Below are 14290 nucleotides of genomic sequence, written 5' to 3'. Positions count from 1 at the left end.
CTATCCTTCTAAAACAAATTTATTGATCGCATGCGCCACGCCACTTTCTTCATTGGAAAGCGTAATAAAATCAGCCATCGCTTTAATTTTATCAATCGCATTTTCCATTGCAACGCCAACACCTGCGTATTCAATCATCGTCGAATCGTTCTCTTGATCACCAATACACATGACCTCACTCTGCTGGATTCCGAGCTTCTGGGCCAAACCATGAACCGCATTCCCCTTGCTCGCCTCAGGATTTAAAACCTCCAAGAAGAACGGAGAACTCCGCACCAAGTTATACTTTTCGCCAAAGCTCGCTGGAATTTTCGCAATAGCCGGTGCCAAAATTTCTTCCTCATCGATAAACATCGCCTTGGAAACCATAATGTCCTCGGTCACCTCATCCATCGGTGTGTAGAACAATGGCGTGTTCGTCAAATAAGACTCATAAACCGTGTATTTCCCGATATCACGATTCGGCGTATACAGATTACTCATATCATTGAAATGCATATGCAAGCCAAGTTCGCGACTCATTGCATAAATATCCATAATATTCGCGTGATCTAGCGTCAAATGTGAAATAACCTCTTTTGTAAACGTATCTTGCACCATCGCACCGTTGAACGTAATCACGTAGTCGCCTTCGCGCTTTAGCTCCAAGTCCGACAAATATTGCTGCACACCGGTAATTGGGCGCCCTGTACACAAGACAATTTTGACACCTTGGGCTTTCGCTTTATGAATCGCGGCGTGAACCTCGGGCGTGATTTCATGCTTATCGTTGAGTAATGTTCCATCTATATCGATCGCTACTAATTTTATCATCCGTCTAAACCCCTTCAACTATACCCTCAAGATGAGCGGTATCATTTGCCGTAACTACGCGGAATTCGCCGTTTTCGTATTCCACAACCGTGACACTCGTATTCAAAATATGCGGTGTTTCCGTGCGATGCGTCTGTAAATCAGCCTCCTGCAAAGCAACGAATATCAAGACACGCAAAGCCATTCCGTGTGAAACGACCAAAATATTGCCCTCCGGTTGCTCCTCCAAAATCTGCTCCACCGCTTGCTTTGTGCGCTCCTTCACTTGGTAGTAAGTCTCACCCTTACTCACATTCGCCTCATATGTTGCCGGATTATCCAGCATCATCGCGTACTCTTCCCCATAATTCTCCGTAATATCAACAAAACGCTCGCCTTCCCAAATTCCAAAACTCATTTCGCGAAGGCCATCAAGCGTTTTGACATCTATATCTCGATCACCAATAATATACCCAGTCGTGTCCACCGTGCGCTTACTTGGGCTAGAATAAACAGCCGTAAAGTCCACATCTCGCAATGCTTCCCCTGTTGCAATCGCACCATTAATACCTTCTTCAATCAATGGCGAATCGCCCCAACCCTGCATTCTCCTAGCCAAGTTCCACTCCGTTTTACCATGACGTACAAAATAAAAAGTGCGTTTACCCAAAATATTGCCTCCTCCAAATTAACTCTCCACTAAAATTGTACCACTGTTTCGCGGAAAGTTAAATGAAGTTTCGCACTTTTAACCAATTTTCACACAGTTCCGGCCAAATTCGCGCCTCCTGATTATCCTTCGCCATCCCAAGCCCATGCCTACCTTGCTCAAACGTATGAACCGAGTGTGGCACATTATGCCTTCTAAGCGCCGCCGCAAAAATAAAACTATTGTCCACTGGCACCGACTGATCTTCTTCCGTATGCCACAAAAAAGTCGGTGGCGTGTGATTTGTCACGTGTAACTCATTCGAAAGTTCCAAAATCTGCTGCTTCGTTGGCGTTTCTCCCAACAAGTTATGCAAACTACCTTTATGCGTCTGCGCTCGCATCGTGATGACTGGATACGCCAATATCAACACATCAGGACGCGTACTATATTGATGCATCGGATCTTCCGCGTCAGGTCGCCCTTCATCTACATGTGTCGCCAAAGTCGAAGCCAAGTGCCCACCAGCCGAGAAGCCAATCGCACCAATCCGGTTCGGGTCCACGCCCCATTCCTCCGCACGATGTCGCACCATTCGCATCGCCCATTTTGCATCCTCCAAAGGAACAGGATGTTTATGCGGCGCCACCCGATAATTCACGATAAACGCTGCAATTCCAATACTATTCAACCATTCCGCGACAGGCTTACCCTCACGCTCCGTCCGATTTCCATAACCACCACCCTGAAAAATCAACATGGCTGGAACGTCATGCTTACTAGATACTAAAAATCGTTCTAAATTAGGACAGTCCTTGTTGGCTATGCCTTCATACCTGTTTTCCGTCATATTGTTTCACCGCCTATTATTATGTTACCCCTATCATAATAGATACTGCTGTCTTTTACCATTATTATTTATCACTATCAAGCTCCGTCAAATGCGCCTCAATATCTGCTCGACGCTCCTCCAATGCGGGTGGAAGCTCCACATACGTGCCATGTTCCTTCGCAAAATCCGTCTTAAAGCCTGGTCCATCCGTCGCAAGCTCAATCAAAATACCATTTTCCTCTCTAAAATAAAGCGAATGGAAATAATGACGATCCACAAAACCAGAATTCGGGTATCCTAAATCTTGAATATACGTCACCCAATCGCGCAACTCTGCATCATCAGCCACGCGAAACGCCACATGATGTACACTGCCAATTCCCTCGACAGCATGCGGATCTTTGAAATTAGCCTCCAACTGAACCTCCGCGCCGGACCCACCTTCACCTACTTGGAACACTGTCACTAAACGCTCATCGTCCTCATATGCACCAATCCGATCGAATCCCAGAATTTTCGTCAACACACGGTCCGTCTTCTCTTTTTTCAATGTCGAAAATAGAACCGGACCAAGCCCAGTAATCGCAAATTCAACAGGAACCGGACTATCCTGCCACGGATTCCCACCAGCAACGCCTTTATTACGTTGATCAGAAATAAGCTGAATCGCCAGTCCATCCACATCTTCAAAATCTAAAACCTTGCGATCAAACTGTTCATAAACGCCCTCATGTTTCACGTGAAACAATGTTAAACGCTCTTCCCAATAAGCTAGCGCCTCATCATTCGGCACTCGTAGCCCCATTCGCGCAATCGAATTATATCCCTTACTTCCCCGATTCGCCCGTGGAATTTCAAAAAACGTAACCGTCGTACCTGGATTTCCAATCTCATCCGCATAATACAAATGATATGTGTACGGATCATCCTGATTCACCGTTTTTTTCACTAACCGCAATCCCAAAACCTTCGTATAAAAATCGAAATTAGCCCGTGCATTCTCCGTGATAATCGAAATATGATGTATTCCTCTTAATTCCATCTCGCCACTCCTCACTAATCATCTAATTTTTTTAACAAACTAAGCAATTGTTTCTGTTCGTCACGTGTTAACTTGCCGAATTGCTCTTGCTGAAACGCCTCTTGCACTGGCACGTTTTCCAAATAACACGCCTTACCCTGCTCCGTCAAAGCAATGTACTTCTCCTTGCCCTGCTTTCGTCTACAAATCAAGCCCTGCTCTTCCAATTTCACAAGTAGTTGCGTGATATTGCCTTTGGTCACCACAAGCCTGTCTGCAAGCGACTTCTGCGTACTTTCGCCCTCCAAACCAATTTGAGCAATCACGTCAAACTGTGCCATCGAGAGATTCGCTTTTTTGAGATTTTGGTTGGTCAATTTAATATTACGGTTATAAAATCTGCTGAGCCTAAACCAAAGTAATACGCCTAACCGTTGCTCTTTTTTCACCAAGGGAATCCCCTCCTCACCATTAGTTTAGTTCTAAACTATAAAAAAAGCAACTATTTAATCCTGCTCTATGATTTTCTCCAAATATGTAATGACCGATTCCGCACGTTTGGCGTCCCAGACTCCGCACATAGCCCCATACCACATGCCATCTAGCGCCACACTGAGCAAATCCGCACGCACGACGCCAATCTCCGGAGTCATTTTCGCAAGTTCCCGATTATAGATGTCCCGCCAAACCGCCGTTGCCTCATCATTCGAAACGAGAACCTCCATCGAAGCCGCGTGTACCTTAATCAACTCAGAATCATTTAATTGACGCAAATTCCCCTTCAAAAAAGCATGGACGTGACGCAAAGTATCATTTTCCGGTAGTCTTTCGAATTCCTCTGCGATTGTTTGTTCATACTCCGCAACCGTGAAGTACGTCAAAGCCATCATTAAATCCTGTTTATTTTTAAAATGATAGAAGATGGCAGGTTTCGTGATTCCGACTTTTTCAGCGATTTTAGCCAAGCTTAGCTGATGTACGCCATCTTCCTGAATTACCTGTATTGCTGCATCAATTAGTTCCTGTCTCTTCATTTCAAACCCTGCTTTCCGTTGCGCTATTACGTTTAATGTAACGCAAACGCCACCGTTAATCAAGGCAAAAAAGAGATTAGCCACAAAACCAGCCAACCTCTTTTCCAAATTACGCTAAATCATCACCATTTGTCTCAATTACTTTTTTGTACCAGAAAAATGAATCCTTGCGTGATCGAGCAAGCGTCCCGTTTACGTCATCATCTTGATCCACATAAATGAAACCGTAACGCTTCGACATTTCACTCGTAGATGCGCTGATCAAATCAATCGGACCCCAACTCGTGTAGCCAATCAAATCCACGCCATCCGCAATCGCTTCTGCCATCTGCTCGATATGTTGACGCAAATAATCAATGCGGTACGGATCATGAATCGCGCCATCCGCCTCAACCGTATCATACGCGCCCAAACCATTTTCCACGATGAAAAGCGGTACTCTATAGCGATCATATAACCCGTTCAGCGTCACACGCAAGCCCTTAGGATCAATTTGCCAGCCCCAATCTGAGCTCTCCAAGTATTCATTTTTCACGCCGCCCATAAAGTTTCCGCCCGTTTGATCTCGGTTTGGATCTGCCGAAACGGATAACGTCATGTAGTAACTAAACGACAAGTAGTCCACCGGATAATCTTTCAAAAGCTCCAGATCGCCGTCTTCCATTTTGATTGTGATGTCGTTTTCCGCGAAGTAGCGTTTGATGAAACCAGGATAGTAACCGCCAACTTGAACATCCGTGAAAAATAGATTCATCTGATTTTGGTGTTGAGCAAGCAAGATATCGTCCGGATTATTCGTCGCAGGATACGTTTCCATTCGCGCCAACATACAACCGATTTCGAAATCTGGATTGATCTCATGACCTAATTTGACAACCTTCGAACTCGCAACAAATTGATGGTGCGCCGCTTGATAAGAAACTTCCAGCGGATTCTCCACGCGATCCACGACCACGCCACCACCAGTGTACGGGCTAATCGCGATGATATTAATCTCATTGAAAGTCAGCCAATACTTCACTTTATCCTTGTAACGCGTCATCACCGTTTCCGCATAACGCACATAATGATCGATAACCTCACGGCTCGCCCAACCATTATATTTCTGCGTCAAACCAAGCGGCGTCTCATAATGAGACAACGTCACGAGCGGCTCAATACCATACTTCACCAACTCATCAATCACATTATCGTAAAATTTCAAACCAGCCTCATTCGGCGTTAAATCATCACCATTCGGGAAAATCCGCGCCCAGTTCAACGACAAACGAAACGTCTTGAATCCCATTTCCGCAAACAACGCGATGTCCTCTTTATAACGATGGTAAAAATCGACCCCATCACGCTTCGGAAAACGAGCCTTCGATTTCCCCGCCAAAATCTCCTCAATCTCAGCCGAAGTCACATCCAGCGCATGCCCATTACCACGCTCATCTTTCGGAACAAATTTCACCATATCAGCCGTTGAAAGGCCCTTACCATCTAAATCAAAGCCGCCCTCAACCTGGTTCGCAGCCGTTGCACCACCCCATAAAAATCCTTCTGGAAATTGCTTTTTGATCTCTGCCATTTGTATATTCGCCCCTCTCAATCTTGTTTACATTTTGATTATACTTCATGTAATGCATTACAGAGCAAGCCTAAAATAAGCCGAACCACAAAATAATTTTTGCAGTCCGGCTCGTGTTTTATGCTAAATCAGTACCATTACTCTCAATCACTTTTTTATACCAATGGAACGATTTCTTCTTAGAACGATCAAGCGTCCCTTTACCTTCATTATCGCGGTCAACGTAGATGAAACCGTAACGCTTCTTCATCTCGCCTGAACCAGCGCTGACAAGGTCGATACAACCCCATGGCGTATAGCCAATCAAATCAACACCGTCCTCGATCGCCTCACCCATTTCGCGCACGTGCTCACGCATGTAATCGATCCGGTAATCATCGTTAATCGATCCATCAGCCTCCACCGTATCCACTGCACCAAGACCATTTTCCACAACGAAAAGTGGTTTTTGATAGCGGTCGTAAATCGCGTTCATCGTGATACGCAGGCCAAGTGGATCGATTTGCCAACCCCATTCGCTCGCTTCCAAATTCGGATTACGCAATGTCGCAAAAACGTTGCCCTCAGTCTCCTTCATCACTTCAGGATCCGCACTTGTTAGGCGTGATGAATAATAACTAAACGCCACATAGTCGACCGTATGATTTTTCAGAACGTCCAAATCGCCGTCTTCGATCACCAAGTTAATGTTGTGTTCCTTGAAGAAACGCTTGCTATAGCTTGGATAGTAGCCCCGCGCCTGCACATCAATGAAGAAATAACCCTCACGATCCGCTTGCATTGCTTTCCAAACATCTTTCGGATCACATGAGAACGCATACGTCGAACCAGCCGCCAACATACAACCAACCTGGTTTTCCGGATCAATCTCATGCGCCAATTTCGTCGCCATCGCAGAAGCCACCAACTGGTGATGCGCCGCTTGATACTTCGCCTCTTCCGGATTCGCTTCCCCATTCACATCCATACCACCACCGAAAAACGGCAGATGCAAAATCATATTAATCTCGTTGAACGTCATCCAATACTTCACTTTTCCCTTATACCGATTAAAAATAACCTCACAGAAATTCATATAAAAATCGATACATTTGCGGTTCTTCCAGCCACCATAATTTTTGAAAAGTTCCACCGGTGTATCAAAATGGTTAATCGTCACGACAGGCTCAATGCCATATTTCGCACACTCATCAAAAACGCGATCATAAAACTCAAGGCCCGCCTCATTCGGCGTCGCATCATCGCCATTCGGGAAAATACGCGGCCAACTAATCGACAAACGGAACGACTTGAATCCCATTTCCGCAAACAACGCAATATCCTCTTTATAACGGTGATAAAAATCGATTGACTCATGGCTCGGATAATAATCATATTTCGTTTCAAGCGCTTTCGTCGGATTCATAACCGCATCCCAACGGCCTCCTTCAACAGACGGCAAAACATCGACCGGCGACAAGCCCTTGCCATCCTCTAAATACGCGCCCTCACATTGATTGGCAGCAACCGCGCCGCCCCATAAAAATCCTTCTGGAAATGGTGATTTTGTCATAATAATTTTCTTCCTCTCTATAATTGAAATGCTGAAAGAGCCCGTTAGGCCCGAAAAAAACTGGAGCGGCCGCAGGAAAAACCCGCCCTTGGTTTTTGTGGAGGGCGTGAAGTTTTCGAGGGCCTGGCTCTTGAAGCTGGATCCGAAGGCGCCAAACAAGACGCCCCACTATATTAAATATTAGTTAATAATGACGCTGCTTCCTTATCTAAAATAACCGTAATCGATGGATGCAATTGTAAAATAGAAGACGGCACATCTTTCGTAACCTCACCGAAAAAGGCTTTTTTAACGATTTCCGCTTTATGCTTCCCATTCGCAAACATAATAATATTTTTCGCCTGCATCACCGCTTTTGGCCCCATCGTCACATAAAAATCAGGAACTTTCGATGCATCTCCGCCAACTTCGCCAATCAAAATCTCTTTCATCTCAGGCGTCGTCGGAACCGCAACCGTCTCGTCATGAACGTCCGTCGTATCCGGCAAATTCCCACAAAAATGGCCATCCGCACCAATACCAAGCAACATCACATCAAGTCCGCCGTCCGCTTTCAACCGCGCGTCATGCGTCTCATAATTCGTTTCGTCAAGCACATGAATCTGCTCAGCCGGAATCCCCGCTGGCGTGAAAAACGACTTCGCCAAATTACTAATCGTCACACCTGGATCACCAGTTCCTTTGAGCGGAATCTCATCAAAATTATAATAATGAACATTATCAAAATAAGATTTCCCCTTCACCTGCGGAACAAGCTGCTCATACATCCGAAGTGGCGTATTCCCAGCCGTGATCGACATATTAACGCGGCGATCCTGATACATATAACCCAATAAATGCTGTCCTGCAACCGTACTCATTTCTTCATACGAATCCGTGATAATAAATTTCAAAAAATCAGCTCCCAATCTTCCTCTATATTTTATAACCTAAAACAAGTGTAAACTGTGTAATGCATTGCAGGTCAAACGAAAAGCTGAACGCGCTCGTTAGGCTCGAAAGAAATTGTTAGAGGGCGCAGTGAAAACCTTCATTTGGTTTTTGCGGAGGCCACGAAATTTCCGAGAGACTAGCGCGTGAAGCTAGATCACTGAAAAGCTGAAACGGCTCGTTCAGCTCCGAAAAAAACTGGAGCGGCCGCAGTAAAAATCTGCTTTTGATTTTTATGGAGGGCGTGAAGTTTTCGAGGAGTTAGCCGTTGAAGCTAGATCCGAAGGCGCGAAACCAGAAAACCATAAAAGCCCGGAAATCCCCTAATAGCAAAAACCCAAACCAACAACAATCCCGAGCACAAAAAATATGCCCCGTTCTTGCCATCAATCTAGGTTATGCCTGGTCGCACCAGTAACAATCCTTCATTTGATTGCCATCTTATTCATTTGTCCGATTCCGCTCCGTCACCCGGTGAATATGAAGCGTTAAATACACCCGTTCATCCTTCGTAAGCGTAGCGTGATGCGCCTTTTGCAAATACGCGTCAATTTTTCCCGTACACGCAAAGCTCTCTGGATATTTCACCTGCACCTGATCAAACAGAAAATCATCGCCAGAATCCACAATCTCATTCCGCAAAAGCCGCTGCGCAAAATACTGCAAATGCGTCACAAAACGCGTATAATTCAGAGACGACTCATCCAACACCACATTAAAATGGTACGTCACAATGTTCAGCACATCCTGCACAACCTGCGTCATATCAACCGTTGTCTTCATCGCCTGACCATCCGTCCGCGCATTCACAATATGCAGCGCAATAAACCCACCCTCATCCTCACCAAGCTGAATCCCGAGCCGCTCCTTAATAATCTCCAGCGCCTTCAGACCAATCTTAAACTCATCCTTGTAAAACTTCTTGATTTCCCACAACATCACATTGCGAATCAGCATCCCTTTTTCATGACGCGCAATCGCAAAACTAATATGATCCGTGAGCGTTAAATACACATTATCACTGATTTTCGCATCAAAATTTTCCTTCGCATAATTCACAATTTCATCCGCTATTTCCAAATGAATCGCTGGAATTTCGCCAAGTAAGTCCATCAATTTCTCAGACAACTCGTCCGTTTCTAAAACAAAAACCTTCTCAATCACCGCATCATCAATAATATCATCCATCTTCTTCTGGAATCCAACACCCTTGCCCATTATCACGAGCTCATGTCCCTGCTCATTCACCGCCAGAGCAACATTATTATTAATCGCTTTAATAATCTTCATAGAAGCCTCCTCGCTTTCATGGACGAAAAAAATACCAATATCACACGCAGCCACACGTACTCCAATACGTGCTCCCCCGTCGATGTTGGTAATGCCTGATCGAATCAGTAACAATCCTTTTCCTATGCCTAAGTATAGCACCATTTCGAAAGCGCTGTCAACGGAATTTTTCAAATTTATTCGAAGCTTTCCGTCTTACTGTATAAATACGCCAATTCCATCATCGACTTCCTTACAATCTCTTCCATAGCAACACATTTCACCGCTTCCTCTCTCGGAATAATTCGCCCAATTCGCAGCCATTTTTTCGAATTTTCCAAGAGTGCAAGAATCGGTTCCGGATCCTCCAAATAATCCGCCAACGTCACAAAATTATCCGGCTCATCCTCATACGACGTCCAAACCCGATATTCCCGCACATCAATTCCCAACTCCCGAATCCACTCCGGCAAAAACGCGACCCATTTCGCGTGATCCTCATAACTCGTCACCGAATCCGAACTCCGATACGCATGCCACTCTAAATAAATCCGAAAATTATTCTTGTTCAGCAAAATCGCAATCATACTCGCCGAATCCTGCCGCGACAACCCCTTATAATACGCCCAAAAATGCGACCGAACCTGCCAACCATTCGTCCAACTCTCCACTTTCGGCTTCCCAAAACCAACCGTTTCCCGCTGACACAACGCCGCAAAATCCTTCCAAACATCCCACTTAGCCTTATATTCCGCCTTCACACTCTCCACCAGCGTCGGCGTAAACTCCTTCATTTGCCGAAACTGAAAATAATCCCGATCAAAAAGCGCAAAATCTTCCTCATAAAATCGCATTATGTCATACTCCTTTATCCAATCTTTGTATGCCATTATACCTCAAAAAGGCTTGCACGAAAACAAGCCTTGAAATATAGTTTTTAATACATCCAAGCAAATCAAGGAGTTTAATAACACTGTACTCTCCAAATCCGATAATTTTCCTGACTTTCCAAATTAAAAATTATTGTTTGATAAACCATGTCACTAAGATTATCAGCAGTATCACTTGAATTGGAAACAAAATATATATTGTTTTTTTTAGCAGTGCACAAAATTTCTTATATCTATTTTTCTTCGATAGAGTTGATATTAACAGGGATGAGATTCCTAACAGAATAGCTACTATACTGTTACTATATAACACAAATGATTCCATAACTCATTTCCCTTGAGGCGTGGTCCAGTAAACAGCTGCCCAAGTCACATTCAAAATAACGCCTCTATTTGTTTTAGCATTAGTATGGGCAATACTAGCTGACATTAATCCAAAGTATGCCGCGCTCAACCCAAAGAATGCAGTTAATGGAATGAAGCGAATAAATTTAGGTAGGAGCGATTTAATCGATGAGGCTCCACCATTCGTCCCCGCAATGACCGCAAACGCATATGCTGCTTCAACAGCTCTTGCCTTAGAATAATAGGATGATGTTCCCCACCATCTCCAAACAAACTTAGTCTGATTCGCTTGAAGTAAATTAGTATCTGTAGTACTTCTCACAACTCCATCAGCCCCAATAACTGCCTTATCCTCCGCTACCTCTGCATTAATCTTCTCAATCCCATCTTCCATCGCTTGCACCGTCTCTGCACCATACTCTGCTTTCAACGTTGCTGGAATCGGAGCCACATCAAAATAACCATCTTTTACACTAACATACGGGTCCATATCTTCAATCAAATTCGCAGCAACTTGCTCCGAGGCATCGCTTTCCGTCACGCTACTATTTTCATTTTGATGGAATGCAATTGTTTCACCGTTCGCGTCATACGCTGTCACATGTGTACGATAATCTGTACCTATTACCGCGCTTGGATTGTTCAGTTGATAGACAGGAGTCGGATCAGCCGCTATCTCCGTTCCCACCCCGTCATTATGAAGCCCTTTCTTACCACGCGCAATCTCATCTTTAGTCGGCCAAATCCCTTTTTCAAGCGAACTCCACTCCAGCTCATTTTTTACATCATATGCGTGGTACGATTTCCCGTCAAACAGCCAAACCTTGTAACCTACCGCCTGATTCACTGCATCCCAACTCATACTAATGACGCCAGAATTCTCATCAACTTTCGGCATTACGATACTCACATTATCAATATCTGCAAACGGCATCCGCGGCGCAATAATATCAGAAGGCGCCGAATCACCATCCGGATAAACCGCAATAATACGTACAAAATGCGTTAGACGCGAGCTATAATCGGTTTTCTTCGTTGCTTTATAAGCGTTGGCGTATACTATCGAAGGATCTAATACCAAATCAGTTCCCTTGCCATCCGTATGTAAAGCATATTTTCCATCGCTAATCTCACTAGCTGTTGGCCAAACACCCTGTCCTTTCGTTGACCAATTAAGCACGTTCCCGACATCTACAAAATCATACGTAACACCGTTAAACAGCCCAACTTTGTATCCAATAGCTCCCGTCATCGCTTGCCATCTAATATCCAGATATCCCTTATTTGAACTACCGTCCAAAGCATAACTCTTAGCAATCGGCACCGTCATTTTTACAGTACTTGCAGCAGTTGCTTTCAATAATCGAGCAAACTGTCCTTCTGGTAAATCCTGTTCTACCGCAGAATCACCTTTGCTTGGTACCACAGTTTCTTCCGCTCTCACAACTTCTTTCGGGGGCACGGTTGCTATAACCAAACTCAACGACAAACTGATAACCAGCGCTTTTATCATTCTTTTTCTCATCTGTCTAATCTCCCTTACTCGTAAATTTGATAACGCCATTTTAAAATAACCCTACCAAACCTAGCGTAACAAAAAAGAACCGAAAATAAATACAAAATCTCTCCTCATTAGACCCCATTTCAAACAAAAATACGACAAATCCGTCACATTTAAAAAGCAGAAAAAAAGACTCTCCTCCACATTCAGAGAAAAGCCTTTTCATATATAACTTATTTATTTTTTCGGCGCCGTAATCACTTCCACGCCACCCATATAATTTTGCAATACTTTTGGAACCGCGACAGAGCCATCAGCCAACTGATAATTCTCCAAAATCGCTGCAACCGTACGGCCAATCGCAAGTCCAGAACCATTCAGCGTATGCACAAATTCAGGCTTCGCACCTGGCTCGCGACGGAAACGAATATTCGCACGACGCGCTTGGAACGCCTCAAAATTACTACAAGAAGAAATCTCGCGGTAGCTGTCACCGCTCGGAATCCACACTTCGATATCGTATTTTTTCGCAGCCGTGAACCCTAAATCAGCAGTACACATGCTCAGCACACGATACGGCAACTCCAACAGACGCAACACTTCCTCCGCATTATCCGTCAAAGCCTCGAGCGCCGCATAAGAATCCTCAGGTTTCACAAACTGCACCATTTCCACTTTGTTAAACTGATGTTGGCGAATCAAACCACGCGTATCGCGGCCCGCAGAACCCGCCTCAGAACGGAAACACGCACTGTAAGCCGTATACTTTTGCGGTAGGTCATCCACATTCATAATCTGATCACGATGATAATTCGTTACCGGAACCTCCGCCGTCGGAATCAAGAAATAGTCCTCCTTCTCAATCAAGAACGCATCCTCCTCAAACTTCGGCAACTGCCCAGTCCCCGTCATACTATCGCGATTCACCATGTACGGCGGCAACATTTCATCATACCCGTGCTCCGTCGCATGCAAATCCATCATAAAATTAATCAACGCCCGCTCCAGTCTAGCACCCAGTTTCTTATAAAAAACAAACCGGCTTCCCGCAACCTTCGCCGCATTCTCAAAATCCAAAATTCCTAAATCCGTACCCAAATCCCAATGCGCTTTTGGCTCAAAATCAAACGTCCGAACCTCGCCCCATTTGCGAACCTCCACGTTATCATCTTCCGTATCACCAATCGGCGTAGACTCATGCGGAATATTCGGAATCGCCATCAAAATATTGCGCAATTTCTCATCAATCTCGTTCAACTCAATATCAAACGTCTTAATCCGATCCCCAACCACACGCATTTCCTCAATTTTCGCGTCCGCATCCTGCTTATCACGCTTCAACTGCGCAATCTCCTGCGAAACCTCATTACGCTGACTCTTCAACGTCTCCACTTCAATAATCAACGTCCGGCGCCACGTATCCAGCGCACCAAACTTTTCAAATTCCCCAAGCTCTTCCCCACGATGCGACAACTTCGCCTTCACACCTTCAAAATCCTCACGTAATAATTTAACATCCAACATCTCTTTTTCCTCCTCATAAAAATATAATCTTGATTTTATTTGGTTGTTAGATTCGAAATAGACCTTAGCCAGCCTAGCGACAAATGGTTAGATGCTAGGCAAAGCTGAGTACCAGCGCGGAGCGTACGACTTGTACGTGAGCACTGGAACGGAAGCTTTAACGACGCAGATGACTGTTTGTCGCTAGGCTTTTTTCGTTCAAAGAAAGCATATTATGCTTTCTTTGAACGAAAAAAAACCCCCAAATCTCTCCCCAAATAAAATACATGGAAAGGGACGGAAGTACCGCGTTGCCACCCTAATTGAGTCCGAGAAACATCCCAAACTCCAGCTCAATTGATATAACGGTTCCCACCGAAGCAGATTACTCACATTTCCTCT

At 44.7% G+C, this 14290-nt stretch carries 13 protein-coding genes and 1 other annotated feature (1 of these 14 running past the window's edge); all 13 genes read right to left on the bottom strand.

The window, feature by feature from the left end:
- Nucleotides 1-813, bottom strand: coding sequence for a sugar-phosphatase (gene yidA, locus EP58_RS10090; RefSeq protein WP_036093065.1), 813 nt, complete (start codon nucleotides 811-813; stop codon nucleotides 1-3).
- 4 nt (nucleotides 814-817) lie between these two features.
- Entirely contained in the window at nucleotides 818-1462 is a 645-nt protein-coding gene (locus EP58_RS10085; protein WP_255309528.1) for a histidine phosphatase family protein, read from the bottom strand.
- A 58-nt stretch (nucleotides 1463-1520) separates the two neighbouring features.
- Complete coding sequence (locus EP58_RS10080) at nucleotides 1521-2291, bottom strand: alpha/beta hydrolase (protein ID WP_036093061.1); 771 nt, start codon at nucleotides 2289-2291, stop codon at nucleotides 1521-1523.
- Nucleotides 2292-2355: 64 nt separating this feature from the next.
- Entirely contained in the window at nucleotides 2356-3315 is a 960-nt protein-coding gene (locus EP58_RS10075) for a ring-cleaving dioxygenase (RefSeq protein ID WP_036093060.1), read from the bottom strand.
- 14 nt (nucleotides 3316-3329) lie between these two features.
- Nucleotides 3330-3746, bottom strand: coding sequence for a MarR family winged helix-turn-helix transcriptional regulator (locus tag EP58_RS10070; RefSeq protein WP_036093059.1), 417 nt, complete (start codon nucleotides 3744-3746; stop codon nucleotides 3330-3332).
- 54 nt (nucleotides 3747-3800) lie between these two features.
- A complete protein-coding gene (locus EP58_RS17020) occupies nucleotides 3801-4328 on the bottom strand; it encodes a TetR/AcrR family transcriptional regulator (RefSeq protein WP_137657480.1) in 528 nt (175 codons plus the stop codon).
- 109 nt (nucleotides 4329-4437) lie between these two features.
- Nucleotides 4438-5898: a glycoside hydrolase family 1 protein gene (locus EP58_RS10060; RefSeq protein ID WP_036093058.1), complete on the bottom strand. Its 1461-nt coding sequence runs from the start codon at nucleotides 5896-5898 to the stop codon at nucleotides 4438-4440.
- 118 nt (nucleotides 5899-6016) lie between these two features.
- Nucleotides 6017-7450 (bottom strand): 6-phospho-beta-glucosidase, encoded by a 1434-nt coding sequence (locus EP58_RS10055; protein WP_036093056.1) that lies wholly within the window; start codon nucleotides 7448-7450, stop codon nucleotides 6017-6019.
- A gap of 173 nt (nucleotides 7451-7623) precedes the next feature.
- Entirely contained in the window at nucleotides 7624-8343 is a 720-nt protein-coding gene (locus EP58_RS10050; protein ID WP_036093215.1) for a glucosamine-6-phosphate deaminase, read from the bottom strand.
- Between the two features lie 478 nt (nucleotides 8344-8821).
- Complete coding sequence (licT, locus tag EP58_RS10045; protein ID WP_036093213.1) at nucleotides 8822-9670, bottom strand: BglG family transcription antiterminator LicT; 849 nt, start codon at nucleotides 9668-9670, stop codon at nucleotides 8822-8824.
- A 176-nt stretch (nucleotides 9671-9846) separates the two neighbouring features.
- On the bottom strand, nucleotides 9847-10503 hold the full coding sequence (locus EP58_RS17015) for an HI_0552 family protein (protein ID WP_052171428.1): 657 nt from the start codon (nucleotides 10501-10503) through the stop codon (nucleotides 9847-9849).
- 364 nt (nucleotides 10504-10867) lie between these two features.
- Entirely contained in the window at nucleotides 10868-12409 is a 1542-nt protein-coding gene (locus tag EP58_RS10035; protein WP_036093055.1) for a hypothetical protein, read from the bottom strand.
- Between the two features lie 213 nt (nucleotides 12410-12622).
- On the bottom strand, nucleotides 12623-13909 hold the full coding sequence (gene serS, locus EP58_RS10030) for a serine--tRNA ligase (RefSeq protein ID WP_036093054.1): 1287 nt from the start codon (nucleotides 13907-13909) through the stop codon (nucleotides 12623-12625).
- Nucleotides 13910-14178: 269 nt separating this feature from the next.
- Nucleotides 14179-14290 (bottom strand) — a binding site (T-box leader) (it continues 105 nt past the right edge of the window).

This window comes from Paenilisteria newyorkensis, from assembly GCF_000766145.1.
Classification (GTDB): Bacteria; Bacillota; Bacilli; order Lactobacillales; family Listeriaceae; genus Listeria_A; species Listeria_A newyorkensis.
This window is presented reverse-complemented; position numbering and strand designations above follow the sequence as displayed.

What these genes read in the sequence shown, in the direction of transcription:
- yidA (WP_036093065.1), bottom strand. Translation starts at nt 813, where the DNA reads ATGATAAAATTAGTAGCGATCGATATAGATGGAACATTACTCAACGAT.
- EP58_RS10080 (WP_036093061.1), bottom strand. Translation starts at nt 2,291, where the DNA reads ATGACGGAAAACAGGTATGAAGGCATAGCCAACAAGGACTGTCCTAAT.
- EP58_RS10075 (WP_036093060.1), bottom strand. Translation starts at nt 3,315, where the DNA reads ATGGAATTAAGAGGAATACATCATATTTCGATTATCACGGAGAATGCA.
- EP58_RS17020 (WP_137657480.1), bottom strand. Translation starts at nt 4,328, where the DNA reads ATGAAGAGACAGGAACTAATTGATGCAGCAATACAGGTAATTCAGGAA.
- EP58_RS10060 (WP_036093058.1), bottom strand. Translation starts at nt 5,898, where the DNA reads ATGGCAGAGATCAAAAAGCAATTTCCAGAAGGATTTTTATGGGGTGGT.
- EP58_RS10055 (WP_036093056.1), bottom strand. Translation starts at nt 7,450, where the DNA reads ATGACAAAATCACCATTTCCAGAAGGATTTTTATGGGGCGGCGCGGTT.
- licT (WP_036093213.1), bottom strand. Translation starts at nt 9,670, where the DNA reads ATGAAGATTATTAAAGCGATTAATAATAATGTTGCTCTGGCGGTGAAT.
- EP58_RS17015 (WP_052171428.1), bottom strand. Translation starts at nt 10,503, where the DNA reads ATGCGATTTTATGAGGAAGATTTTGCGCTTTTTGATCGGGATTATTTT.
- EP58_RS10035 (WP_036093055.1), bottom strand. Translation starts at nt 12,409, where the DNA reads ATGAGAAAAAGAATGATAAAAGCGCTGGTTATCAGTTTGTCGTTGAGT.
- serS (WP_036093054.1), bottom strand. Translation starts at nt 13,909, where the DNA reads ATGTTGGATGTTAAATTATTACGTGAGGATTTTGAAGGTGTGAAGGCG.